Here is a 25,367-nt window from a genome sequence, read left to right on the forward strand (position 1 = left end):
TTATTTTTTGTTCAAAACCGCCAGTAATTCTTTTGCCTTTGTCATTAAATTGCTGGAAGGATAGCCCTGAACAAACTCGTTTAAGGCTTGTTGGTATACTTCTTTTTGCCCTGTTTTGGCTAAAAGAAATATACGTAGCATTGCAAATTTATCTTCAATACTTGTGCCAGTATAAGTAATAAGACCATCTTCGGCCATTTTCAATGCCGACTGATAACTCTCATTGCTGTAAAGATTAAATGCCTGTGCATAAACTACATTTGCTTTCGATTCGGTATCACTCGTGATGCTCACATTCCCTCTTAGCAATTGTCGGGCATAGGTCGAGGCCGGATATTTGCTTAACAGGCTGGCTCTGTAAGGGCTTGTTTGCGGGTTGTCTGCTAGCAACGTAAGTAAATACAAGGCTTCGGCCTCATGTATGGTATTCGGAAACCTACTTAGTAATGTCTGAAAAGTGCTGATGGCATTTTGAGGTTCGTTGAACTGGAAATTATAGATTTTCCCTAATTGGTAATAGGCTTCTTCCTGCTTGCGTTGTGAAGCCACCAGTTTTTCGGGCGAAACCGGAATTCTGGCATATAATTCTTTTTTTCGGCTTTCCAGTTCTTGCATACTTAAACCTGTACTAGACTGAGCCTGTGCAATAGGGGCCGTTTTTTGTGGGGCATTGCTGCCATCGGCAGGGGTGTTAGTAACCCTTTCGGTTCTGAAACTGATAGAGCCAGTCTGTTTCTCTTTTCTTCGCCAATCATCTTCCAAAGGTCTGTTTCCCCATAATTGCTGAAAATCAGATTTATTTTTGGCTACTACTAGCGGGTCATAAAGTTCCCATCGTTTAAAGGTTGGGTCTTTGTCCGACAAAAGGTCTACGGCTACATTACTATTCTTTTTGGCTGCCAGTTCGGCCAATTCCTTTGCTTTTCTGGTATCTTCTTCTTTTTGTAGAATGATTTTCTCAAGGGTTTTATCCAGAGCCGCTGGGTTCATCGCTGCCAGTGCCTGAAGGCTATCTTCCAAAACCAATACACGCTGGTATTTTACAAAATCACTTAATGAAGAAGCTCTTTTGGAAATCCGTTCAAAATCAGACGAGTTTTTGGGCAAGGCCGTCAGTGTACTATCGTAATAGGCACTTGCTTTTTCATATTTTTGAAGCTGGTTATAATGAATTTCGGCTAGTTCCAGATACGTATAGGCATTTTGTAAGCTATTCCCACCCGAATTTCTCAGCGAAGCATTATAATATTCAATGGCTTTGTTATAATTCCCTTTTTTAGCTTCGAGGCTCCCCATCGTAAAGTAAATCTTGTCTTTGAGGTCGGCATTCTTGCGGTCTGTTAGCATTTTTCTGAAATTCTCCTGTATACCTGCGGCACTACCTCTGCGCACTGCTGCTTGGTCGAGCAGGGCATTCATCTGTGAGTAAAACTCCATGTCATAATTTGGCCGGTTTTTCAATACTGCCAGATAATGTGGCAAGGCTTTGGCTGGCTGGTTAATAATATCATACATTTGCGCAACAGCGTAATGCACGCGTGCCGTTTGTTCGTTTTTCGACATGAGCTTTAAGGCTTCCTCTGCAATGGCTGCCGACGTAGCAAATTCACCTCTTCTTTGGTGAATATATGCTTTAGCCTGATAAAAATCTCGTGTGTTTTGTTTATTTAAATCAAGCGTGCGTATTACTTCTGCTACCTTTAAGGCTGTTTCATAATCGCGCTGTTCGGTATATGCACGCATCAGCCATATTAAAGCCTGTTGACGGCCGTTTTCGCTCTTGGTAGTAGTATTTAAATACTTAAAGACCTCAATGGCATTTACAAAATCACCTTTCATCAGGCGGGCTTTGCCTAGCAGAATATACGCTTCGGCCAGATATTTAGAGTTTGAATGCCTTTCTGCAATAAGCGATGTTTTCTCAATAACTTCTTTCAGGTTGGTTGCTACTGCCTGTGTCTTGTTGGTATCAATAGGAAGCAAAATAGGCATTAATGCACTATAATTTTCGTCACGTTTGGCAAACAGTTCTTTGTCTGCCTGTTTCATGTTATCACGGGCAATAATCAACGAATTAAAAAGGGCGTTCATATTATGCCAGGCTTTGCTGGTAGGCGCATTACTAAACTGCGAACAGGCAGCAGTAATGAGTAATAATATGATAAATACGGATAGTTTTCTCACTTTAATATTAAAAGTCCAAGATTCAAAAATTCGTAAAGTCCCGTGTAGAAAATAGCTTTACGAATACAAAACTAATTTGCTAACGTCTTATTAACCAAAAAATTATGCCAATAAAATATATTTAATCATTTACTGAATGGTTTATAAAATATATTTTTACTTTAGTAGAGCAATTTTTATTGGTTGTTCTACTGGTTGTTTATGCAAATCCTGTGCAAAATATTTTTTGTTCGTATATATTTTTAAGTAATTACAAGAGAGCATATAAAATTTAGCAGGAAATGACTCAAATAAATGTCTTTGTTGCTAACTATAAAGTCTGAAATTTATGTTCAGAATTGTCAATATAGTTAAATGCTAGGCTGTTTGCACAACCGATACTCGTACTGAGAAACCCTTACAGTATTGCATATACCTGTAAGTTTCTGAATAAAACTTGTAACATTACCTATTAATTTAAAAAATTACTTGTATGCAACATACAGAAAAGCATTTGAAAAGCTCTGATTTTATTACAGATACTGTAATTGGTATGAGCGATGGCCTGACAGTACCTTTTGCACTTGCTGCGGGTTTAAGTGGGGCTGTAAGTAGCAATATGATTGTTATTACTGCCGGTATTGCCGAAATTGTAGCAGGCTGTATAGCGATGGGGTTAGGCGGGTATCTGGCAGGGAAAACCGAACAAGAACACTACCAAAGTGAATATAATAGAGAAGTAATGGAGGTAGAAACTGTGCCAGAACGCGAAAAAGAGGAAATAAAAGAAATTTTTGCCGAGTATGGTTTTGATGAGGAAGGGCAGACACTTCTGGCTAATCAACTGGCAAAAGATAAAACTAAATGGGTAAACTTCATGATGAAGTTTGAGCTGGGTCTGGAAGAGCCAAATCCAAATCGGGCAAGAAATTCGGCTTTAACTATTGGCTTAGCTTATTTTGTTGGGGGGCTACTGCCCTTAACGGCTTATTTCTTCACATCTACTCCTCGTGAGGGCTTATTGGTATCGGCACTTATTACAACAATCTGCTTGTTTATTTTCGGATATTTCAAGAGTAAACTAACAGGGCAATCGCCGTGGATAGGTGGGTTAAAAGTAACGGCTACGGGTCTTGTTGCTGCTGCCGCGGCCTATTTTGTGGCTGTTAGTTTCGATAAAATATTCAATTAAATGTGTTACTTTCCTGAAAAATGTACCACAAGTGCTTAAACTGGTACATTTTTTCAGATGGTTTATTTATCGTTTTTATGAATAAATCCTGATATTTGATAAAATAGTAGCATCTGAAAAATTAAGAGATGACTAGAAAACAGAACGTCATGCTGGTTTTATCGGCATGACGTTCTGTTTTTAGTAAGCTACATTCCTAATTTACCAGTAGCGTAATCAATTGCTATAATTGATTTTGCCGCTTTAGCTTGTAAGGAAATGAGCTTTTGCTGCGCTTCATATAATTTGTTTTCACGGCTATTGACCAGAAACAGGCTACTTTCTCCGTTGATGAATTTTGTGATTTCTGCCTGATACAGGCGACTATAATTATTAACCGTTTGCTGGTAAATGTCTAGCTGGCGTTGTAACTGAACAGCATCGTTAAAGTATTTATTTACTTTATTTTGTTGCTCGGTAAACAAAATACGATTCTCCCAAGCTTGTTGCGTTATTTTCAGGTTAGCTTTTCTGTACTCGGCGCGGGCTTCACGCAGGAATAACGGAATACCCACAGTAAACCCCCATTTGTAATTATTCTGAAAGAGGTTTGGCTCCGAAAAAAACGTGTAGTTTTTATTAAGCATATTGTATTGCACATTAAAAGTTGGCAGAAGGCTCTGAAATTTGAGTTGTTTTTCGATACCCAACACATTACTTTTAATTTGTGCCTGTCGTAATTTAGGATGCGTGGCAGCATCGGTCAGGTAATCGTTCAGGGGCATTAACGGCCTGTTGATACGGGCAATGTCAGGCTCAACAAAGGCAGGTAACTGATACGCCTGCTGGTTATCACGCCACAAAAAATTACCTAGCTCAATGGTTGCATTGTTAAGGTTCTGCTGTGCTTCGGCCTGTAAAAACTCAAAACTTTGCAGTTGGGCAAGCGTTTCTACGGTATCAATGGCAGGTCGGTCGCCTAGTTTTACACCGTTTTTGATAAAAATATACCGTTCCTGATTGGTTTTCAGGAGGCTATCTGCCAGTCGTTTCAGAAAAAAAGTATTTTGCCAATCATAATAAGCACTGGTAGCTTCATAAAGTAGGTCGTTTAGCATCAGACGCCTTTCTTCGTCCGAATAAGCCACCATTTCGCGAGCCTGTTTTACTACCGCTCTTCGTTTGTCAATAATTAATCCTTTGGCTAAAGGTACTTGAACACCCACAAAACTACTACGACCGAGGGTCAGTTCGGTAGCGGTGTATTGGCCCTGATTGTTTTCTGTTCCGGCCTTAAAATCGACCCCATACCATGTTGGTACTTTCAGTTCGGAGGTCAGGTAGGTATAATAATGTTTACCACCGAATTCCTTTTCATTTTTGTTAAAATAAAAGCTCGGCTCAAAAGCACCACGGGCGCTCTGTAACTCGGCTTTGGCCATATCGGTTTGCAGAGCAGCCTGTTGTGCAATCGGGTGGTATTTCCTGACAATATTCATAAACTCATCATAGGCAAGTTTTTCTTGCGCTTGTGTAAGTGGCATGTAACTCAGGAAAACCAGTATATAAAGCAATATTTTTTGCATAGATAAGCTGATTTAAACTATTTTTTTGCTGATTTGTCGGAGTTTGGCTCTACATAATATTCTGGAGGGAAACCATTGATATTACGCCAGATTTCGTAGCCAAGTGGTACATCTCTCAGTAAGATGAAAGTGTCGGTGGCCGTGCCTAGCCGTAGGCCTTCTGGCCACGGGCGTTCGGTGGGGTCGGGTTTTACTAATACCCTGAAATTACCGCTTGGGTCGACGTTATTCGATATAGCGGTGATAACCCCTCTGAAAGTACCATACGACTGCGTAGGCCAGCCACTAAATACAATAGCCGGAAAACCATCAAAAATAACGTTTACTTTCCTGCCCGTATGCAGCAGTGTAATGTCAAGAGGCTTTACAAAAATTTCTATGGCCATGGCACTCTGGTCAGGCACAATCTGGGCTAGTTCTTCCCCTTCTTTCACAATTTCGCCAATACCAGCCTTATTTGCTCTTGTAATTTGCCCGCTTTGTGGAGCTATTACATAATACAATTCGTTACGAAGTTTGTAACTGTTATACTGGTTTTCGAGTTTGGCAATATCGGCTTCTCCCGAAGCAACTTGTGAAAGAGCCTGAAAGCGTTCGCCTCTGATTTTTGAGATTTTTTCGATATATTCCTGATTGACAGTATTTAATTCAAGCGACAGATTAATTAAATCTTGTTTCGAGTTCATGAATTTAATTTCGCTTCCGGTGCGTTTAGCAAGCGAGTTCTGATACGCCTGATTACGTTGCTCGTATTGTGTGAGCGAAACCAACCCCTGGTCATACAATTGTTTCTGGCGTTTAAGCTGCTCATTAGCAATGGCAAAGTCATTACGAGCAGCCAGCATATCCATGCTATCGGCCTGTATTTTTGCTCTGGTTTGTGATATTTTATTTTGTATCTGGGCTATTTTCAGGCGTTGGGCTTCAACGGTAGCATTAGTCTGGGCATCGGCGGTATTGGCCTTGTTCTGGTAATTCAGGTTAGCCATTTCTTTAGCCGTAATCTGCTGACGTGTGCGCTCAACCAGATTAGGGTCAAGGTATTCTACTTTTACCTCTTGCAAGCGTGCAATGGTATCACCTTTATTTACCATATCGCCTTCTTTTATATACCATTGTATTACTTTTCCGGTAATGGCGCTATATACACCTTGTTGTCTTTGTTCCTGACGTAAAGTGGTTACTTTACCACGGCTTTTGATGTTCTGTGTCCAAGGTAAAAAAGCACCTAGCACCATTAAACCTAACAGGCCGTAAGACCAGTACTTTACCTTACTTTTGCGGTTGATAAAATAAATATCACGAAATGACTTGGGTTTTTTGCTTAAATCTTCTTCTTCAAAAACGGTATCTAGGTATTTCATGATGTGGGTTTATTTTAATTCTATGATTTTTGTAAAATAAGGATTAATTCCCTCCTGTTCTGAGGCCACAATCACGGTCATTGGCAAACGACTGATATACTCAGCTACTTTTTGTCGTTTGGTAGCACTCAGGTTTTTAAACGGTTCGTCCAGAATAAGCAGTTGGCAAGGCTGAACAAACGTGCGTAATAACAGGATTTCCTGAATCAGATGCGAAGGTAACTTTGCCCCTTCGGTAAACAGCACCGTTGCGAAACCATTTTCAAACTCCTCAATGAAACTATCAAAGCCTAATTCCTTAATAAGCCGATTGGTAGTTTCAGGTTTTACATCGGAGTTACCAATGGTAATGTTTTCCCAGAGAGTTCCGCTAAATACTTCGTTTTCTCCGCTCAGGTAATTGACGTTTTTCCGATAGCTCAACATTTCATAGTTATCTTTCGGAATTTCGTTAATCAGAATGTTTCCTTTATGGTGCGATAAATTATTGCTGATAAGTTTCAGAACCGTACTGGCACCCACGCCTGACGTAACTTTGTGTAGCAGAGCTTTGTCGCCGGGTTCTATCAAAAAAGAAATACCATTGAGTTGCCTTGCATGAGAACTGTAAGAAAAACTAACTTTTTTGAACTCTACTTTTAGCGGATGCTGATTATTAAGTGGAAGTTTACCCGTCGATTCGGTAGGTGTTTGCAATACTTTATTGAGTTTTTCAACAGCCGTTAGTACGTCATATACTACATCGATACTTGTAATCAGTTTTTCGACCGATGCTGTAATGGCAATAATCACAATTTCTGCCGCAATAAATTGCCCGATATTAATAAGTTGGTTAAGCAAAAGCGCACAGCCAATAATAAGCATGGCGGCAGTTAATACTACTTTAAACACAACAAGGCTCCAATACTGGGTGGTCAGGATACCAAAGTGGCGGGTGCGGTTTTCCAGATATCCTTGTGTGAATTCGTCGGTTTTCTGAATATTCAGTTGAGTGTATGCGTAGTTTTTGAAGGTGTTCTGGTTACGGCTTATTTCTTGTAACCATGCTGCTACCTTATACTTATAATCACTTTCCTTGAGGCTGGTTTCCAGACCTTTTTCAGAGCTAAGCCTGAAAATCAGGTAAACAATCAATAAAAGTAATGCTCCAAAGGCAATAAATATTGAATGATAAAACGAAAGCAATAAAATACCAAAAAGTATCTGAATAAAAGCCGTTGGTACACCCAGCAATAGTTTTGATAAACCTTTCTGTAAGTTGACGGTATCAAAAAAACGGTTGGTAAGCTCAGGCATGTAATAGCCTTCAATTGCTTCAGGGCGAATTTTGGGTAAGGTATCGGCATAAGCAAAACCATAGCGAACAAAGATTTTCTGCTGAATTTTCTCGCTGAGTTTCATCTGATTTACTTGTAAAAAGCCTGCAAAGAATACACTCAGAATCACCAGCCCAATAAGTACAAATAACGAAGTTGAAGCGGTATTGTACATAACAAAGTTGATAATCGATTGTATACCAAGAGGCATTACTAACTGAATAATACCTGATAAGATAGCATAAAAATAAAGTGCAGATATGTCTTCTTTATCAAGTTTAAGTAAGTTTATTATTCTAATAAAAGGATGGATTGTATGTGTTTCTGCCATTGGGTATGTGGTATTTTTTACAAATATAAGTAATAAAACATTTTTTTATGATAGTATTACTATTATTTAAAGGTATAAAGGTATTATTTATTGTATTATAACTATTATTATTTAAATTTGTTTAAAATTTTATACCATGGAATATCAGTTAAATTTCAGTGTAAACGACACCATCTATATACGAGACCCCGAAAGTAGCGAGCTAGGCAGGCAAATTGTAAGAAAAGCCATTGAACTGATTTATGAAGTAGGTTACGAGCATTTTAATTTTAAAAAGCTCGCGCTCGAAGTAGGTACCACCGAAGCCAGTATTTACCGATATTTTAAAAATAAACACCTACTACTGGTTTATATTCTGAACTGGTACTGGAGTTACCTTGAATTTCTGGTAATGTTTCAGCTAAAGAATATAAGCGACCCCCAACTGAAATTAAAAACTGTAATTCATTTGCTTACTCATGAGTTGCCCGAAAATACAGGCAAAATAAAATATAATATATCTTACCTGAACCAGATTGTTATTACCGAAAGCAGTAAGGTGTATCTGGTGAAAGAAATTAACGAAATTAATCAGGCGCAGGTTTTTAAGCAATTTAAAGACTTGTGTAATACCATTGCCGACATTATTCTGGAATTAGCCCCTGATTATCAGTATCCGCATTCGTTGAGTAGTACTTTAATAGAAACCTCGCATAATCAGCAGTTTTTTAGCGCACATTTAAAGAGGCTGACCGATGTAAAAACAGACGAAGACTCTTCAACCTACGTAACCACATATCTGGAAGATTTGGTGTTCAGGGTATTACGCTGACACCAACATAAATGCGGGCATAGACTACAATATTAAACTCAGAAACCTGTTTTAATAAGTATCAATTAAAAACAAAGAAACTGATGAAAATTAAAACCTTGCTACTATTAATTGCCTTTGCCATGGGCTTAGGGGCCTGCGCCAACAAACCCACTGCCTATGAAGGTATTATTGAAACCATTGAAAATGGTAAAGATGGTTACGTAGCAACCTTAAAAGACAGCCAAGGGGGCAACTTTGAAGCTATTTTTTCGATTCCGAATATGGGAACTCAATTTAATCGTTGGGCCGTAGGTGATGCCCTCAGCATTAAAGGCGATACCATCCATATCAATAACACGTATCGTGTAATTGCTCGGGAAGCCCACAAACAGTAAAGTCAGAAATCATGCTACTTTAGAAAACTTACCGTCAAGTTCGCGCAAGGCACTTTCGTAACCAATAGCAAACATTTCTTTGGCTTTCGAGACGGTAAGCCCATTATACCTGTAAATTTCGTGAGGTTCAATAGCCAGATGGCAACGCTTGAGTTGTTCGCCTGATTTGTTTCTGACGGCCAGAAAAAGACTTTTCATGAGTATGTCTTTTACTGAATTAAGAGCCATATTGTTATTGACAGGCATTACGTTTACCCCAATAATAAAGTCACAATGTGGCATAAGCGGATTGATAGGCAGGTTATCAACTACACCACCATCAATAAATGTGCGGCCCTGAAACTTGATAGGCTCGAAGATACCCGGCAAGCAGCACGAGGCCAGAATAGGCTTAATGAGTTCTCCTTCACTAAAATAAACGGCTTCTCCTTTCTCAATGTCGGTTGCACAAATGGTAAGTGGAATTTTCAGCTGCTCGAATGAATTATGAGGAAGATATTTGTAAAACAACTCTTCGGCTCTTTCCAGTTTAAATAAACCAAAGCGGTTAAACGCGAATTTCAGATGGCTGAAAATATCGAGCGAGGCAATGGTATCAAAAACATAGTCGGGCGTGTAGCCGGCACCTATCATTGCACCCACAATTGAACCTGCGCTGGTTCCGGTAATCATGGTAGGTTTAAGGCCATATTCGTCAAGGGCTTTAATCACACCCAGATGTGCAAACCCTCTGCTTCCACCGCCCGAAAGAGCTAATCCTATTTTCATACTACTTTACTTTACAAAACTTGAATAATGTGGTATATAACTATTCTGTTGTTGAGGCCAGAAACTTACAAATTAAATAACTCGGATACCCGATACCCCTTCTCGGTCAGATGAATGCGCGCAGCGTCATACATAGGGTCATGGTCAAATATGATTGTCCAGTTGTTATCAGCCACCATTTTTAATAGTTGTTCTTTTTCCTGCATGGTTTCCAGCGGACGAACATCATACCCCATTATATACGGAACAGGCACATGAGCGTGAGACGGAATAGTGTCGGCAATATATAAATACGTATTTTCTCCGTGTTTTATTTTAGGCATAATCATTTTTTCGGTATGCCCGTTTGCATATAATAACTCAATCGAATCGTCAAAAGTTTTTATTTCTTTGTCAGTAAAATGCAATGCACCAGTTTCTTGCATCGGTAAGATATTTTCTTTCAGAAAAGTAGCTCTTTCTCTCGGATTCGGCTTCATGGCTGACTCCCAATGCGCCGAGTGAGTCCAGTATCTGGCATTCGGGAACGTCAATTCCAGTCGGTCTTTGGTTGAGTTCCATTTTACACTTCCGCCGCAATGGTCAAAATGCAGATGCGTACAAAGCACATCTGTAATTTCATTGGGCGAGTAACCCGCTTTTTTTATCGATTCAATCAAATCTCCCTCACCATGCCTGTAATAATAAGCCTGCCACTTAGCCTCTTGTTTGTTGCCCATACCACTGTCAATCAAAATCAGTTGCTTACCCGTATTAACCAGAAGGCAACGCATTTTCCAGCTACATAAATTATTGTCATCGGCAGGTATTTGTTTTTGCCAGATGGTCTTGGGTACTACGCCAAACATAGCTCCACCATCCAACTTGAAATACCCAGCATCTATTACATGAATTTGCATAAATTTTAAATATTGTTTATTAAATTTCGGATAGATTTCATGTGTCATAAGATTGTCAGGCTTATGGCAATACCCTAAATAATAACCCAAATATGCAAATACGTACCAAGATAGCAATACAATTTACGATAATAATCGCCTTTATCTTGATGATTTTCTCGCTGGCTGTGTATTATACCTCTGAAAATTTCAGAAAGAAAGAGTTTTATAATCGCCTGCACGATAGAGGAATACTGACTGCACAATTACTGAAAGAACTTAAAGTGACCGAGAAAGATAAAAAGAAACTACGCGATGCTAACAAGACGATTCTCAGTAAATTGAATGTAGAAAAAGTATTAATGTTTAATGATAAAGACGAACTCGTATATGCCAGCTACGAGGCAGAATCTTTTTTGTATAGTCCGGCTTTTCTTAAACAGGTGCGTCAGAATAAATACGTAGAAACCAGCGACTGGGATAACCAGTTAACAGGCTCTGTTTATACCGACGAAAACAATAAATCGTATGTAGTAATTGCCGAAGCAACCGACATCTACGGAAAAGAAAAGCTACAAAATATTCGGAATACCCTTATCACGAGCTTTATAATAGGCATTACGCTAACCATTATTCTGGGAATTATTTTTGCAGGGCAATCGCTGAAACCTATTACCGAAATTAATAAAGAAATTACAAATATTACGGCATATAACCTGAAACAAAAACTCACAGTAGGAGATAATAAAGACGAAATAGCACAACTGGCCAATAATTTTAATCAGATGCTTGAGCGGCTGGAAACCTCGTTCGAACTCCAGAAAAGTTTTGTGTCTAATGCCTCACATGAACTTCGCACACCTTTGGCGGCCATTAAATCAGAAATACAGATTGCGCTGGAAAACGAACGAACCAACTCAGAGTATAAGTCAACGCTGAAATCTTTACTGACCGATACCCAAAGACTGATACAACTTACCAATGGGTTGCTGCAACTGGCAAAATCAGAAAACCGTGAAAACAGTATGGCTATGAAGCCAACCCGTATTGACGAACTGCTTTTTAAAGCACAGGAGGAAGTGCAAAGCCTGAATAATGATTATAAAGTAACGGTTGACTTTGACGAAATACCTGACGACGATGAGTGGGTAACTGTTAACGGAAACGAAACCTTGTTGCTTACGGTATTTACTAACCTGATTGATAACGCCTGTAAATACTCGCCAGAACACCAAGCCGATGTAAAAATACGTTTTAACCAAAAGCAATGTATTGTAGCTGTAAAAGATAACGGTATCGGGATTCCCGAGAGTGAATTAAGCAAGATTTTTGAGCCTTTTTACCGTACACAAAATGCCTCGACCTACCGCGGGCATGGAATAGGGTTATCGGTTTGTCGTAGAATAGTTGATATGCACCAGGGCAAAATTGAAGCGCAAAGCGAAGAAGGGAAAGGAAGTATGTTTGAGGTTACATTGCCTCATTTATAGGCAATGGTTTATAAAGGTGTTTAGCATAACTTATCCAATTTCTTAAAGAGAACAGGAATGAAATATTTATACTTTTTTTGTTTCATTGTTTTTACATTTTTTGAATCAAATGCTGCCCCAAACCCGTCAGTCAGATTTATACGTAATGAAGGCCAGTGGGAAACGTCCGTGCTTTTCCGTGCCGAAATTCCGGGGGGGTATCTGTTAGTTAAACGCACAGGCATACAGTATGTTTTTTTTGATACAAAAGCATTAGCAACTTTGCATGGGGGCAGAGTAGGGGCCGATAGTTCAGCCAGAAAACAGATAAGCCCTATTAAAGGCCATGCTTTTGAAATGACTTTTCAGGAGGCCAATACATCGCCTGTTGTCGAAACCTCAGCCCGTAGCACAGCCACATATAATTATTTTATCGGAAACGACCCCACCCGATGGCGTGCAAATGTAGCGGCTTATGACGAAGTTTATCTGAAAGATATTTACCCCAATGTAGATTTTAAATTATATAGTTTCGACCAGTCACTCAAGTATGAGTACATTGTAAAAGCAAAAGCCGATGTTTCAGCAATCAGGATGAAATATACAGGTCTTGAAAACCTGAGTATCAATGAAAAAAAACTGAACTACAAAACCTCTGTTAATACTATCACCGAATTTCAACCGTATTCTTTTCAGGTAATAGGTGGTAAAACAGTCGATGTAAAGTCGAATTTCAGGTTGCAGAATAACGAAGTCCGGTTTGAATTCCCCGAACAATATAATGCTTCAGAGTCGCTTATTATTGACCCTGAACTGGTTTTTTCAACCTATTCTGGTTCAAGGTCTGACAACTGGGCGCAAACGGCTACTTATGATTCAGAAGGGAATTTATATGCCGGAGGCTCGGTTTTTGGTGGTGATTTTCCGGTTACTAACGGGGCGTTTCAGGTAACAGCCGATAAAAACAACACAACCAGTACCATACTTACCTATGCTATTACCGACGTGGTTATTATGAAGTTCAGTGCCGATGGCTCCAAACTCTTGTATGCCACTTATCTGGGGGGCGATGCTTCCGAAGTACCGCATAGTTTAATCAGTAACTCAAAAGGCGAGCTGGTAGTTTTTGGTACTACATCTTCTAGCAATTTTCCAACAAATTCGTCCTCTTTTCAGAAAAAACACGCTGGTGGGAGCCTCTTTGGTACGTTTGATACAGACCCCAATTTTACGGGCATAGGTTTTGGTCGTGGTAGCGACATCTTTCTGGCAGTACTCAGTGCCGATGGGAAAAAGCTCGTAGGAAGTACCTATCTGGGAGGCAAAGGCAACGACGGCTTTAACGATACCCGCGGTTTGAATATTAAAAATTATGGAGATGAGTTCAGAGGCGAAGTCATGGTTGATAAAAATGATAACATTTACTTTGCTTCGGTGTCAGAATCGGCCGATTTTCCCCTTATGAACCCTTTTCAGAAAACAAAGAGCGAAGGCTACGATGCTGTGGTTGGCAAATTGGCACCCGATTGCTCAAAACTTTTATGGAGTACCTATCTGGGCGGAAACAAGTTTGATAGTGCCTATGGCATAAAGGTCGACGACGCAGGCAATGTGTATGTTTGTGGGCAAACGTTTAGTTCTAATCTGCCCACAACCACAGGTGCATACAAACAGAGTTATCTGGGCAATGGAGATGGCTTTATTGCCAGATTTGAGGCTGACGGCAGCATACAGAAATTAACTTATACAGGTACCGACGAGGCCGATATTAATTTCTTTCTGGAGCTTGACAACGAAAATAAGGTATATGTTTTTGGCCTTACTAAAGGAGACTATCCCGTTTCGAGCGGGGTATACCGCAACGAAAACAGCGGGCAGTTTATTCATTGTTTCGATAACGATTTAAGCAAAACTGTTTTTTCGACCATTATTGGCACAGGTCGGAGAAGAGGGCGAATAGATATTGTACCTACTGCTTTTTTAGTGAACGATTGTGGTAATATTTATCTGGCTGGTTGGGGGGGTATTGTAAATTCAACGCCCGATAAAGACCTTAACAGGTTTAGTACAACTACGGGGCTGCCCGTAACTTCAGACGCTTATCAGCCTACCACTACCGGAAGTAATTTTTATTTCATGATTTTAGAGAAAGATGCCAAATCGCTTCTTTATGCTACTTTCTTTGGGTCTTCTCCACCGCCTAGAGGCGCAACAGAGGTAGGAGACCACCTTGACGGCGGAACCTGCCGTTTCGATAAACACGGCTACATTTACCATACGGCCTGTGCGTGTTTACCCCGCGAACTTAACACAACCCATCCACCTACTTTTCCGATAAAGAATGCGTATCAGCCCAATCACATGAGCGATAACTGTAATATGGCTGCCTTTAAGTTTGCTATTGATGTATTAAAGGCCGACTTTGAGTTGAAAGACGAGGCAAATCGCCCTGTGAAAGAAGTATGTGCGCCTGCTAAAATTAACTTTTCAAACCTGAGTGTAGGGGCTAAAACCTACGAATGGGAAGTGAATGGCACGGTAGTAACCCGAACAAAAGATGTTGCATATAATTTCACTACGGCAGGGGAGTATACCATTAAACTCAGAATTTTTAATAAAATTACTTGTCGCACTACCGATTCGACGGTTAAGATACTGCTTGTAAAAAGTTTTGAAGCCAAAGTAAGTGGCGACACACTGGTTTGCCCTGAGTCAGCTGTTCAATTACTAGCGCAAGGGGGTGAAAAATATACGTGGTCTCCGGCTGAGAATTTAACAAGTGCATCTTTACCAAACCCTGTGGCAAAGCCAAAAACTACCACTAAATATACAGTGACTATCGAGAAAGGGGGCTGTACGGTAAAAAAAGAAGTAACGGTAAAAGTAGATAACTCGAAAACCGATTTTGTTACCAGCAATGATCTTGAAATCTGTAAAGGGCAAAATACTACCCTAACCGCCAGTGGCAAAGCCATTAAATTTGTGTGGTCAGGGCCTGATATACAGAATACAGAAAGCCCCGATATTACAGTTGAACCCACTAAAACAAGCGTTTATACCGTTAAAGGTATGTATGCCGATGGTTGTAGCCCTTCAAAGAGTATAACTGTTAAAATTGATGAGTCGTTTAAACCAGATTTTGAGTATCAGCTCATTCAGAACTGTGATAAACCCTATCAATTGATTTTTACCAACAATACTGCTAACGCTGCCAGTTACAAATGGAGCATGGGCAATGCCGATACCTTAAAAAGTTTAGTTCCAGACAATTACCGATATGCGAAAGGTGGTGTTTTCAGCGTTACGCTCAAAGCCTACAATAAAATTGGCTGTGAACAAGAAATAACTAAAAATATCGAAATTCCTGAAAATGATGGTAAAGTTCCTAATGTAATAACACCAAATAATGATGGAAAAAATGATACCTTTGTAACAGGATTTAAAAACGCTTCCATTGAAATTTATAACCGATATGGAAAACTGATTTTTGAATCGAAAGATTACCAGAACGACTGGGGAAAAGATGTTCCGTCAAGTACTTATTATTATATTTTTACTGTGCCGGCGGGGTCTACCTGCAAAGGTTGGGTAACAGTCGTAGATTAACTTTATAATTACATTTTAACATAATCAACAATGAAAAAACTAGTTTCAATTCTCGCACTTTTAATGGTTGTAAATTTCGCTTTTGCTCAGAAATTTGATAGCTTCGGAGATAAAATTAATGCCGATGGAGCTATTGCAGCCACAGAATTAAATAAAAAAGCACAAGAAACTCCAAGTTTCGACGCTAAAGTAACAGGTACGGTAGAGTCGGTATGTCAGGTGAAAGGATGCTGGATGAAAGTGAAATTAAGCGACGGACAAACCATGCGTGTTACGTTCAAAGATTATGGCTTTTTTGTTCCGAAAGATATTTCAGGTAAAACCGTAGTATTTGAGGGCAACGCCAAAACCAAAACTACTTCTGTTGACGAGCTTCGCCATTACGCAGAGGATGCAGGTAAAAGTAAAGAAGAAGTAGCCAAAATTACAGAGCCTAAAAAAGAGCTTACTTTTGTAGCAAATGGCGTTTTAGTTTCTAAAAACTAAGCGCGCCTACTCACAGGTATTGTTATTTATATTAATGTTTTCATGGGCTTTATCCTGATTATCCAAAGCAGGGTATAGCTCATGAAATTGTTTGATACAGTTCCTGTGGTTTTCATCTAAACATCTCTAAACTATACTCCTCAATGAAAAAACACTACCTGTTGGCCCTTTCTCTGGGGTTATCTGTTGCATCATTTGCTCAACGTACACTTATTCATTGCGGCACCCTTATTGATGGGGTTAGCAATACGCCCAAGTCGCAAGTAACTATCATTGTAGAAAAAAATCGTATTTCAGACGTACAAAACGGCTATGCGGCGGCGCAGGCTTCGGATAAAGTTGTTGACCTGAAAAACAAAACCGTTATGCCCGGTTGGATAGATATGCACGTGCATATTGAAAGCGAAACCAGTAAAGACCAATACCTGAAACGAATGAGCAGTAATATGGCTGATATAGCCTTTGAAGCTCAGAAATATGCAGCTACTACTTTAATGGCTGGCTTTACAACTGTAAGAGACCTCGGCGGCACAGGAGTGAATATTTCTATTCGTAATGCTATTAACAAAGGCTTGTTAATAGGACCAAGAATTTTTACAGCAGGCCGTACTATTGCAACCACAGGTGGCCACGGTGACCCCACCAATGGTATCAGCAATATGTATTCGGTACCTGACTACGTAACCAATGGCGTAGTCGACAGCCCGGAAGCAGGGCGGCAGGCCGTACGCCAACGTTATAAAGATGGCTCTGACTGTATCAAGATTACAGCTACCGGAGGAGTACTGAGTATTGCCAAAAATGGAAAAGGACCACAGTTTACCGAGGATGAAATCTCGGCTATTGTATCAACTGCCAAAGATTACGGTTTTCATGTAGCTGCTCATGCGCATGGTGCCGAAGGAATGAAACGGGCTATTAGGGCAGGGGTAACAACTATTGAGCATGCTACCTTTATGGACGATGAAGCCATTGAGCTATTTAAAAAATATGGTGCTTATTATGTGCCAACAATTATTGCCGGAAAAACCGTAGGCGACTCCGCAAAAGTACCGGGCTATTATCATCCACTAGTGGTTCCTAAGGCCGTAGAAACCTCAAAGCAAATAGCCGAAACCTTTGCTAAAGCCTATAAAGCAGGAGTAAAAGTGGCATTCGGAACCGATGCAGGTGTTTTTCCGCACGGTTATAACGCTAAAGAATTTATGTACATGGTTGAAGGAGGAATGCCTATGATGGAAGCCATTAAATCGGCTACTATTGTAAATGCCGAGATTCTAGGAATGAAAACAGAATTAGGGTCGGTAGAAAAAGGTAAACTGGCCGATATCGTAGCCGTAGAAGGTGACCCTCTGAAAGATGCCAAAGTTATGATGAACGTAGCTTTTGTTATGAAAGAAGGAAAAATCTACAAACAAAAATAAACCTATACATCACTAGATTACACTATTGAACAACACAAACTAAAACCTCAAAAACCCGACCGACAGTCGGGTTTTTGTTTGATAGCTTTACGTTTATCATCTTATTTGCCCGGAATAGAAGGGCGCACTTCAATCTTACTTGGGAGTGTTCGGGCTGGCATTTTAATCAGGTCTGAAACAATCTGACCGATGTCTTCAGGCTGAATTTTCCAAGCATCTTTTTCACTAGGCTGATGGTTGTTAAAATACGTAGCTACCGAACCCGGCATAATAGTAGAAACCTTAATGCCTTCATTGCGGAGGTCAAGCATAAGAGCTTGCGTAAAACCCACCAAGCCAAACTTGCTGGCATTATAGGCTGTTCCTTTTTCAAAGAAATTGGCACCTGCAAGGCTGGCAATGGTTATAAAATACCCTTTAGAAGTTTTTAGTGCATCAAGCGCGGCTTTAGCTCCATAAAATACGCCTGTGAGGTTAGTATCGATGGTTTCGTGCCACTGCTCAAGACTTAAATCCTGAAACGGAACCAGATGCCCCACGCCCGCATTGGCTATGAAATAATCGAGCCTGCCCCATGTTTGTAGCACTTGTGCTACTGCTTGTTGTTGTGAGTCAAAATCTCTTACATCTGAAACAATAGCAAGCGCATAGCCGTCTTTAATTTTATTCAGTTCCTGAACGGCCTGTTGGGCTGCTTCTTCTGAACGGCTTGTAATAGCTACCCTGATACCTTCTTTAATTAATACTGTGGCTACACCATAGCCAATTCCTTTTGAACCACCTGTAATCAAGGCGGTTCTGATAATTGTTGTGTTTGCTGACATACCGGAGTAATAAATTTTATGAACTGTAATTATTGCCTGAAAATACTACTGAATGAAAGGGTGATTTTGGCCAGATAAGCAACCTTTCATTGAGGAGTTTCTTTTCTTTAACAGCCTGTAAGTGAAGATAGTTTTAAGAATAGCCGAGATTTTATCTCTTTCTTTCCCTGAGTGGTTTTAGCAGATACTCTAATCCGTTGAGTTTAATCTCATACATAGTAGCCAACAAAACCCCAATTTTCCCTTCTGGAAAGCCTTGTTTATGAAACCAAACCAGATAAGGCTCGGGTAAATCACAAATGAGGGTATCTTTATATTTGCCAAAAGGCATTCTGAATGTAACCAGTTCTTTAATTATTGTGGCGTTCGCTTCGTTCATTTTTTATGTTGTAATTAAATAAGCAAATGGTGAAACAATGTAAAACGGCATTATTGGCCGCCTTTTGTTTATTTCACCATTTACATATTTTGGGCGTAAGCTATCAGGCTTTTTTCTTCAATTTCATCTCGATAGGGTCCCAATAAACAATTTTGTTTTCAAAATAGCTCAGATTACAAGCCAACGCCGGAGCCGCCGCACGGAAACCAAAAACTGGGTCTTCGATAGTTTGCTGGCTGTTAGCACGCATATTATCAAAGAAATTCTTGAAGTGTTTGGCGTGTGCATCGTCCGTTTTAGGCGTGTCGAATTTCGTTTCCATTACAGGTGGTGCGGTTCTGTCGGCTTCTGCGTATTTTGCATTATATTCTTTCAAAAACTCCTGTTGAGTAGCTTCTGTGAAAGTCGGGAAACTTTCGCCATTGCCATAACCCGGAGCTTTAGGTAGTTTTCTTTTAGTAAGTGTAAGCCCGCTGGCATTCCATGTAATTTCGCCTTCGGTTCCTACAATACGAGTTACATTCTTGATAGCGCCTGCATTAGCAAAGTTTACGCGTAAAACTGCCTGAAACTTCGTATGTTTTTCGGTAGCAGGGTAGTCGAGTACGGTAACCATTACATCGGGTACGTCGCGGCCATCTTTCCAGAAACTTAATTCTCCTGACGAGAAAATTCTGGTTGGTCCTATGGCGCCAGTTGCATAGTGCATACCTGTAATAAGATGCACAAATAAATCGCCGGCTACGCCTGTGCCGTAGTCACGGTAGTTTCTCCAACGAAAAAAGCGTGTTGCGTCAAAAGGGCGTTTAGGGGCATCGCCCAAGAATTTATCCCAATCAATTGTTTGTGGAGAAGCATCTGGCGGAATAGAGTACGTCCAAGCACCCAAAGCACTAAAGCGGTCGTAGGTGGCTTCAATAAAATTCAGTTCGCCAATTTCGCCTGCTTGTAACAGTCGTTGAGCTTCGGCGTAGGCTGCTCCACTAATAGGCTGGCTACCTACTTGCATGGTTTTGCCGGTTTTTCTCCACGTTTCAATTACTTCTCTACCTTCTTCAATATGTTGCACCATTGGTTTTTCGCAGTAAACGGCTTTTCCGGCTTTCAGGGCAGCAATTGAAATGTGGTCGTGCCAGTGGTCTGGTGTAGCAATAATAACGGCATCAATGTCTTTGCGGGCTAATATCTCGCGGTAATCGCGTGTAGTGAAAAGGTCTTTATTATATACCTCTTTGCCTCTTGCCAGACGGCCATCGTATAGGTCGGCAGCTGCTACAAACTCAGCTTCGGGGTTTCTGAGGGCCGCTTTGGTATCGGAGTTTCCCTGAATACCAAGCCCGATAGTTGCGATACGGATTTTGTCGTTCGGACTTACTTTCAGGCTTTTAATAATATTGAAAGGTTTAGCAAATGATTCGGTTGCCATCAGAACCGAGGCTGCACCCATGCCTTTGATAAACTTCCTGCGTGAAGGAGTCATAATAGATGATGTTGGGGTTAAATACGTGAAGCTATAAATTTAGTTGTATCTGTGTTTCGATGCAAGTAAATAGGGTTGCGATAGCAACCAAAACCGAAAAAATATGTATTGTGTAAAAACAATCATGAGTATTTGGAGTAAAAGCAACTGATGAGAATTTAGTTTCAGGTACTAAAGTACAAGTTGCGTGTAAAGACGCATAAGGGTCTGGTAGGGGTCAGTACAAAAACCAGGGTGTATACGTGAAGTTTGAATGATAGTACTGCGCGTTGCTGTGAGCCACCTAAAGCGCGAAGCAATAGGTAAACCTCCGATGGGGCCACCGTTTTTGCCACCTTTGCAGATGCGCTCGAGTGTATGTAAATACTGTTCCAGTTGTGTTACTTCCAGATTGCACGAAAAGGCTTTCAGGCGGGTAGGGTCCAGACAATATTTTACATCCAGAAATCCTTTTTGTGGGCAATAAAGAATAACACCCACATTCAGGAATTCTTCGCGTTCAACTCTCGGAACAATCCGAATAACGGCATACTCATATAAGTAGTTTTCTTGCATTCTGTGCTTCTTTTACAAAAATGTCTGAGTTTTGAACTCTTGTTGTTAAAAATTGTGCATATACTTCTCTTCGTTCCTCGGCCGACTCCGTTAGCGAAGGGTCTTGTAGCCATTCATCGGGTACTAGCCCTACTATTGAACCGATTAACTCCGGTGTTAGTAGTTGGCTAAAGGTTTCGTTCACGGCTTCAAGCTCGGTTGCATAAGGTAGCAATACGTGTTCTTTTACCTGTACAAATGGTCTTTGTGCCTGCTCTTTCCAGTTATCCCACGAATGATGGAAATACAAAGAAGCTCCGTGGTCGATGAGCCATAGTTCTTTGTGCCACATAAGCATATTAGTGTTGCGTGCTGTGCGGTCTACATTGGTCAAGAGGCAGTCGAGCCAAACAATCTGCGAAGCCAGCAAAGGGTTTACAACGTTCAGCACGGGGTCAAATGTAATAGCGCCTGACAAATAATGTACGGCCAGATTCAACCCTACACTTGCCTGTAACAAATCCTGAATTTCTTCGTCGGGTTCGGTTCTGCCAAAAGCGGCATCAAGATTCGCAAATACAATTTCTGGTATGCGTAAACCTAGTTTTCGGGCTATTTCTCCACCTATTAATTCGGCTATCAGGGCTTTTACTCCCTGCCCAGCTCCACGGAATTTCAGCACATACAAGAAATCGTCGTCGGCTTCAACTATGGCCGGCAACGACCCGCCTTCCCGCAGGGGAGTAACGTAGCGGCTTATATTTACGGTTCTTAGTTGAGCTTGTTGCTGATTCATGTTTTTTCTGTTTGAAGTGAACACCCTCCGAAACCATCGGGGTATCGTGCGGCAAAAATAAGCAAAATACTGATTGTGTTTCGCGTTAAATGTATTTTCGTGGCTTGGATACAAAAGAAAAACCGACAGAGATAACCCCGCCGGTATTCATTGTTTACGTAAACCCACTTTTTACAGCAATATTATTTTCCGCCGCCTATCCGGCCTTTTTCGGTTTCGTTTCCGAGGGCCTTGTATCGGGCCTGTTTAACTGTTCTTTTCCCAAAGCCATACGAAAACGATACTTTAAAACGCTGTGTATCATTATATCCGCGGCTTGTGAGGTCAATTACACCATAAGAAACATAGAGGCGGTTAATTTGTGAGCGGAAGATGTCTTCGGCTGAAATTCTGATATTACCATATTTGAAAATGTCTCGGGTTACACTGGCCGATACCCAGTAAATTGAGCGCATTCGCCAGATGGTCCAGCGGTTAGGTGAATTATAACTGAGCGATAGCTCACCTCTCCACGATTTCGGAAGCGTAAAGATGTTTGTGCTACTAACCATTGCACCAAGCCCGTTAAATTTCAGGTCAGATACATCGGCAATAGGGCTTTTGGTGTAAGTACCTGATACCGACAGGTTTGAGTTGGTTTGCCACCATTTAGTAAGGTTATGTGACCAGTTCAGACCGATGTAAGCGTCATGAACGTTTTTCAGGTTACCCGTAAATTGCGTGTAAATTTTGGTTTCAGCATCGCCTCTTAGCAGGTCGGTGATATAATCTTGTGTATATGTATAATTAGCAAAAAGTGTAATGCTACCTTTATTAAAATAAGTGTCAAACGAATGCGAAAACTGCGGTTTGAGGCCCGGATTACCTTCCATAATTGAGTAAGGGTCAACAATCATACGGTAAGGAACCAGACTGTTCAGCCCGGGGCGAGATACTTTCCGGCTGAAAGATATCCCCAAGCCTGCTCCGTTTTTTAGTTCTTTACTTAGGTTTAGGCTAGGAAAAAGACCGAAATAGTCTCGTTTGATATTGGTGTTGGTTAATTCCTGACTGGTTTTCTCGGCACGTAGCCCTAACTGCATATTCCAGCTTTTCATGATTTTACCCCCATAGTTAACATAAGCAGCATAGGTGTTTTCGCGGTAAAAGCCTGAGTTGCTAAACTGTGGGTCTAGCTGGTAATTACCATTAAAGAGGTCTTCCTGACGCAGAACATTGTCATTGCCAATGTAAAAATATTTAGCACCTAAATCCCAGCGGGCTTTTGAAGTCGGAATGGCGTAGTCAATCTGAGCAATAAAGTTTTTCTGATTGCTCGGATTCAATATTCTGATGGTTCTTGGCGGGCCTGATGGCTCGTTGTTAAGCCCGAAACGATAATAAACAATATCTTGTCGGGAATCTTTGCTATAAAGCGTTTGGGTAACATTAATGTTTAGTTCTTTGCCTGTACTATCTAGCTTACCTGTATAACTCAGGTTAATATCATAGGTTTCATTCGTGTTTCTGCCCAGATTTCGCGTGTTTAAAAGAGAATCCAGCGTATTGCTGTTTATTCTCTTAAAAGGCGTTTGGGTGTCGGTTTCGTTGTTTACTCTATTCAGGCTACTATTTAGCCTTAACCCAAAAGTATGATTCTTGTTAGGGCTAAAATCGGCACCCGTAAACAATGAAAGATACTTGTAGGAGTCGACCGATGTAAAATAGTTGCCTATGGTAGTTTCAGGAAAGAAACGGTCTATTTTCTGGTCAACGTAGTAGTCGGCCACGCCACCGCTGGCATTTCCGAAAATATTCCATTTTGCTGTGCGGTAGTTTAACGATAGGTCGGGCGTAAAGCGGCCGTACTGGCCTTGTGAATGTGCCACCGAGAAACGCCCGTTCAACCCAAGTTCAAGGCTTTTTCTGGTAACAATATTAATAACAGCCCCAAAACTGGCATCATATTTTGCCGGAGGGTTAGTAATTACCTCTACTCTCAGGATTTCTTCGGCAGAATAATTTTTAAGAAAGTTATCCAGCGAAGCCGCCCCTGTTTGTTTGCCATCGACCAGAATCAGCACACTACTTTTGTTGGCTACTTTAATGCTGCCATCGCCTCGTACTTGTACCATTGGCGTGTATTTTAGCAAATCGTTAACTTTGTTTCCTTTGGCAATGACACTATTCTCAACGTTCAGAATCATTCTGTCGGCTTTCTGTTCAATCAGTTTTCGTTGCGTTTTCACAGTAACTTCATCCAGTACCTTGCTATCTTCCACCAATTGAATAAGCGGGAGTTCCAGAGAGGGCTGGGCTGCATTCAGCGTAAGAACGGCCGAGTTATATTTCTGAAAACCAATGTAGGATACAGAAACAAAATAACTGCCGGTATCAATGCTGGCAATTTCAAATTCACCATTCTCATTAGCAAGAGCACCTTTTACAACAGAAGAGTCTTTCGACAAATGCAAAGAGACTGTCGAAAACGAGGCGGCTTGTGTGTTTTTTTCCACAACCTTTCCCTTAATGCTAAACTGAGCCATCAATGTATCTGTAAGAAACATGAATATGGCAACGGATACAACTAGCTTATTCATAGTACACATGATTTGTTTTGATGAATCGAAATAATAAAGGGAGCGATAAAACACGAAAAATATTAGACTAAGCCTCTGATAATTTCGGCAGAAAACATTTGGCGTTCTATTGGAGATTTAAGCAATATTGAGCTTGTAGCATAGTTGTTCAATCCCTTTCAGCCTTTCTTTGGGGTTCAGAATGGTATTGAAAAACATAAAATCATCAACCTGAAAGAAATCCTGATATTTCAGAATAAAGTCATGATATTTGCTGACACTGCCGTAAGGAACTTTGTCTTCATCGTTTTGTTGAATAGTGATTTCTTTAGCCTTTTTAGCTGACGGATGACAAACCCCTACTACCACGGCCCTGATTTTAGGCATACGTTGGTGTACGTCATAGTATTTCTGCCGGAAGGTATCGAGCGTTTCTTTATCGGCCGGATTAAAATAGTAATTAGTCCAGATACACAGATTAGTGCCTAACTTTATTGCACGATTCATACTGCTTTCTGAATTGCCGAGGGTCCATAGTTCAGGAATTTTTCCTTTAAACGGTGGTAAAATAATACCGTCTGAATGATAATATTCATCTTCGTCTTTCAGCAACGAAACGGTGTAGGTTACTTTGGCATCAAATTCTTTGATAGCTACTTCGTTGGGCTTGCCTGTGGCCTGCATTGATACCCCATTATAGGGCATACCATTGGCAAAACCCAATTCGATTCGGCCAGTATATATATTATTGTAAAACTTAAACGACGAAGCAATATGGTAGGGGTTATGAATACACATAAGTGTTCCGGCTGTTCCGATACTCATTTTTCTGGTGTGTGAGGCCAGAATCGGAACAAGGTTAGCGGGGTTATTCCATGTGAGCGACCGCTTGGGCATGTGATGCTCGCCCAGCCAGAATTTATCAAACCCCATTTCTTCACCCACCACGCAGTAATTAATAACATCTTCTAGCTTCAAGAGGCTGTTCAGGTTATCAGACCGATACCCGAAATCTATTAAACCAATACGAATGGGTTTCATGGTTT

Annotated in this window: 20 protein-coding genes; 7 read left to right on the forward strand and 13 right to left on the reverse strand. The window is 40.6% G+C overall.

The annotated features are described in order from the left end of the window. A complete protein-coding gene (gene porW, locus WAA15_RS14550) occupies window positions 1-2,184 on the reverse strand; it encodes a type IX secretion system periplasmic lipoprotein PorW/SprE (protein ID WP_337043516.1) in 2,184 nt (727 codons plus the stop codon). Between the two features lie 472 nt (window positions 2,185-2,656). Between porW and WAA15_RS14555 the strand changes: the two genes are divergently transcribed. Continuing rightward, entirely contained in the window at window positions 2,657-3,355 is a 699-nt protein-coding gene (locus tag WAA15_RS14555) for a VIT1/CCC1 transporter family protein (protein ID WP_337043517.1), read from the forward strand. 188 nt (window positions 3,356-3,543) lie between these two features. Here WAA15_RS14555 and WAA15_RS14560 read toward each other — a convergent pair whose 3' ends face one another. From WAA15_RS14560 to WAA15_RS14570, 3 genes are read right to left on the reverse strand one after another with little or no spacing between them, the layout of a single operon-like run. Then, window positions 3,544-4,920: a TolC family protein gene (locus WAA15_RS14560; RefSeq protein ID WP_337043518.1), complete on the reverse strand. Its 1,377-nt coding sequence runs from the start codon at window positions 4,918-4,920 to the stop codon at window positions 3,544-3,546. Window positions 4,921-4,937: 17 nt separating this feature from the next. Then, the gene (locus tag WAA15_RS14565) at window positions 4,938-6,284 is read right to left on the reverse strand and encodes an HlyD family secretion protein (RefSeq protein WP_337043519.1); all 1,347 of its coding nucleotides are present in this window, start codon (window positions 6,282-6,284) and stop codon (window positions 4,938-4,940) included. A gap of 9 nt (window positions 6,285-6,293) precedes the next feature. Continuing rightward, window positions 6,294-7,931: a peptidase domain-containing ABC transporter gene (locus tag WAA15_RS14570; RefSeq protein WP_337043520.1), complete on the reverse strand. Its 1,638-nt coding sequence runs from the start codon at window positions 7,929-7,931 to the stop codon at window positions 6,294-6,296. Between the two features lie 136 nt (window positions 7,932-8,067). On the opposite strand from WAA15_RS14570, the gene WAA15_RS14575 reads away from it, so the two are divergent. Together WAA15_RS14575 and WAA15_RS14580 are read left to right on the forward strand one after the other, a co-directional pair. Further along, window positions 8,068-8,742: a TetR/AcrR family transcriptional regulator gene (locus WAA15_RS14575; RefSeq protein WP_337043521.1), complete on the forward strand. Its 675-nt coding sequence runs from the start codon at window positions 8,068-8,070 to the stop codon at window positions 8,740-8,742. A gap of 83 nt (window positions 8,743-8,825) precedes the next feature. Beyond that, complete coding sequence (locus tag WAA15_RS14580; RefSeq protein ID WP_337043522.1) at window positions 8,826-9,119, forward strand: hypothetical protein; 294 nt, start codon at window positions 8,826-8,828, stop codon at window positions 9,117-9,119. A 9-nt stretch (window positions 9,120-9,128) separates the two neighbouring features. On the opposite strand, the gene WAA15_RS14585 is transcribed toward WAA15_RS14580, so the two are convergent. Continuing rightward, the gene (locus WAA15_RS14585; RefSeq protein ID WP_337043524.1) at window positions 9,129-9,887 is read right to left on the reverse strand and encodes a patatin-like phospholipase family protein; all 759 of its coding nucleotides are present in this window, start codon (window positions 9,885-9,887) and stop codon (window positions 9,129-9,131) included. A gap of 65 nt (window positions 9,888-9,952) precedes the next feature. Beyond that, a complete protein-coding gene (locus WAA15_RS14590) occupies window positions 9,953-10,834 on the reverse strand; it encodes an MBL fold metallo-hydrolase (protein ID WP_337043525.1) in 882 nt (293 codons plus the stop codon). 44 nt (window positions 10,835-10,878) lie between these two features. On the opposite strand from WAA15_RS14590, the gene WAA15_RS14595 reads away from it, so the two are divergent. From WAA15_RS14595 to WAA15_RS14610, 4 genes are all read left to right on the forward strand, one after another. Continuing rightward, entirely contained in the window at window positions 10,879-12,255 is a 1,377-nt protein-coding gene (locus WAA15_RS14595; protein ID WP_337043526.1) for a HAMP domain-containing sensor histidine kinase, read from the forward strand. 57 nt (window positions 12,256-12,312) lie between these two features. Then, window positions 12,313-15,840, forward strand: a complete 3,528-nt coding sequence (locus tag WAA15_RS14600; RefSeq protein ID WP_337043527.1) for a DUF7948 domain-containing protein — start codon at window positions 12,313-12,315, stop codon at window positions 15,838-15,840. 30 nt (window positions 15,841-15,870) lie between these two features. After that, the gene (locus WAA15_RS14605; RefSeq protein ID WP_337043528.1) at window positions 15,871-16,326 is read left to right on the forward strand and encodes a DUF4920 domain-containing protein; all 456 of its coding nucleotides are present in this window, start codon (window positions 15,871-15,873) and stop codon (window positions 16,324-16,326) included. 143 nt (window positions 16,327-16,469) lie between these two features. Beyond that, window positions 16,470-17,750: an amidohydrolase family protein gene (locus WAA15_RS14610; RefSeq protein WP_337043529.1), complete on the forward strand. Its 1,281-nt coding sequence runs from the start codon at window positions 16,470-16,472 to the stop codon at window positions 17,748-17,750. A gap of 101 nt (window positions 17,751-17,851) precedes the next feature. On the opposite strand, the gene WAA15_RS14615 is transcribed toward WAA15_RS14610, so the two are convergent. The 7 genes from WAA15_RS14615 to WAA15_RS14645 form a co-directional block, all read right to left on the reverse strand. Further along, window positions 17,852-18,574, reverse strand: coding sequence for an SDR family oxidoreductase (locus WAA15_RS14615; protein WP_337043530.1), 723 nt, complete (start codon window positions 18,572-18,574; stop codon window positions 17,852-17,854). Window positions 18,575-18,725: 151 nt separating this feature from the next. Further along, a complete protein-coding gene (locus WAA15_RS14620) occupies window positions 18,726-18,953 on the reverse strand; it encodes a DUF3820 family protein (RefSeq protein WP_337043531.1) in 228 nt (75 codons plus the stop codon). Between the two features lie 103 nt (window positions 18,954-19,056). After that, a complete protein-coding gene (locus tag WAA15_RS14625; RefSeq protein ID WP_337043532.1) occupies window positions 19,057-20,433 on the reverse strand; it encodes a Gfo/Idh/MocA family protein in 1,377 nt (458 codons plus the stop codon). Between the two features lie 171 nt (window positions 20,434-20,604). Then, entirely contained in the window at window positions 20,605-20,988 is a 384-nt protein-coding gene (locus tag WAA15_RS14630; RefSeq protein WP_337043533.1) for a DUF3037 domain-containing protein, read from the reverse strand. Continuing rightward, window positions 20,966-21,763, reverse strand: a complete 798-nt coding sequence (locus WAA15_RS14635; protein ID WP_337043534.1) for a HipA family kinase — start codon at window positions 21,761-21,763, stop codon at window positions 20,966-20,968. The genes WAA15_RS14630 and WAA15_RS14635 overlap by 23 nt, the downstream gene beginning before the upstream one ends. A 182-nt stretch (window positions 21,764-21,945) precedes the next feature. Next, a complete protein-coding gene (locus WAA15_RS14640; protein ID WP_337043535.1) occupies window positions 21,946-24,342 on the reverse strand; it encodes a TonB-dependent receptor domain-containing protein in 2,397 nt (798 codons plus the stop codon). 117 nt (window positions 24,343-24,459) lie between these two features. Then, window positions 24,460-25,362, reverse strand: a complete 903-nt coding sequence (locus WAA15_RS14645; RefSeq protein WP_337043536.1) for an LLM class flavin-dependent oxidoreductase — start codon at window positions 25,360-25,362, stop codon at window positions 24,460-24,462. Window positions 25,363-25,367: the final 5 nt, after the last annotated feature.

Origin of the sequence: Emticicia sp. 17c (genome assembly GCF_037153985.1) — a bacterium.
In the GTDB taxonomy this organism is placed as follows: Bacteria; Bacteroidota; Bacteroidia; order Cytophagales; family Spirosomataceae; genus Emticicia.

Coding starts and splice junctions, on each gene's coding strand:
- WAA15_RS14555 (WP_337043517.1), top strand. CDS start 2,657: ATGCAACATACAGAAAAGCATTTGAAAAGCTCTGATTTTATTACAGAT.
- WAA15_RS14560 (WP_337043518.1), bottom strand. CDS start 4,920: ATGCAAAAAATATTGCTTTATATACTGGTTTTCCTGAGTTACATGCCA.
- WAA15_RS14565 (WP_337043519.1), bottom strand. CDS start 6,284: ATGAAATACCTAGATACCGTTTTTGAAGAAGAAGATTTAAGCAAAAAA.
- WAA15_RS14570 (WP_337043520.1), bottom strand. CDS start 7,931: ATGGCAGAAACACATACAATCCATCCTTTTATTAGAATAATAAACTTA.
- WAA15_RS14575 (WP_337043521.1), top strand. CDS start 8,068: ATGGAATATCAGTTAAATTTCAGTGTAAACGACACCATCTATATACGA.
- WAA15_RS14580 (WP_337043522.1), top strand. CDS start 8,826: ATGAAAATTAAAACCTTGCTACTATTAATTGCCTTTGCCATGGGCTTA.
- WAA15_RS14585 (WP_337043524.1), bottom strand. CDS start 9,887: ATGAAAATAGGATTAGCTCTTTCGGGCGGTGGAAGCAGAGGGTTTGCA.
- WAA15_RS14590 (WP_337043525.1), bottom strand. CDS start 10,834: ATGACACATGAAATCTATCCGAAATTTAATAAACAATATTTAAAATTT.
- WAA15_RS14595 (WP_337043526.1), top strand. CDS start 10,879: ATGCAAATACGTACCAAGATAGCAATACAATTTACGATAATAATCGCC.
- WAA15_RS14600 (WP_337043527.1), top strand. CDS start 12,313: ATGAAATATTTATACTTTTTTTGTTTCATTGTTTTTACATTTTTTGAA.
- WAA15_RS14605 (WP_337043528.1), top strand. CDS start 15,871: ATGAAAAAACTAGTTTCAATTCTCGCACTTTTAATGGTTGTAAATTTC.
- WAA15_RS14610 (WP_337043529.1), top strand. CDS start 16,470: ATGAAAAAACACTACCTGTTGGCCCTTTCTCTGGGGTTATCTGTTGCA.
- WAA15_RS14615 (WP_337043530.1), bottom strand. CDS start 18,574: ATGTCAGCAAACACAACAATTATCAGAACCGCCTTGATTACAGGTGGT.
- WAA15_RS14620 (WP_337043531.1), bottom strand. CDS start 18,953: ATGAACGAAGCGAACGCCACAATAATTAAAGAACTGGTTACATTCAGA.
- WAA15_RS14625 (WP_337043532.1), bottom strand. CDS start 20,433: ATGACTCCTTCACGCAGGAAGTTTATCAAAGGCATGGGTGCAGCCTCG.
- WAA15_RS14630 (WP_337043533.1), bottom strand. CDS start 20,988: ATGCAAGAAAACTACTTATATGAGTATGCCGTTATTCGGATTGTTCCG.
- WAA15_RS14635 (WP_337043534.1), bottom strand. CDS start 21,763: ATGAATCAGCAACAAGCTCAACTAAGAACCGTAAATATAAGCCGCTAC.
- WAA15_RS14640 (WP_337043535.1), bottom strand. CDS start 24,342: ATGAATAAGCTAGTTGTATCCGTTGCCATATTCATGTTTCTTACAGAT.
- WAA15_RS14645 (WP_337043536.1), bottom strand. CDS start 25,362: ATGAAACCCATTCGTATTGGTTTAATAGATTTCGGGTATCGGTCTGAT.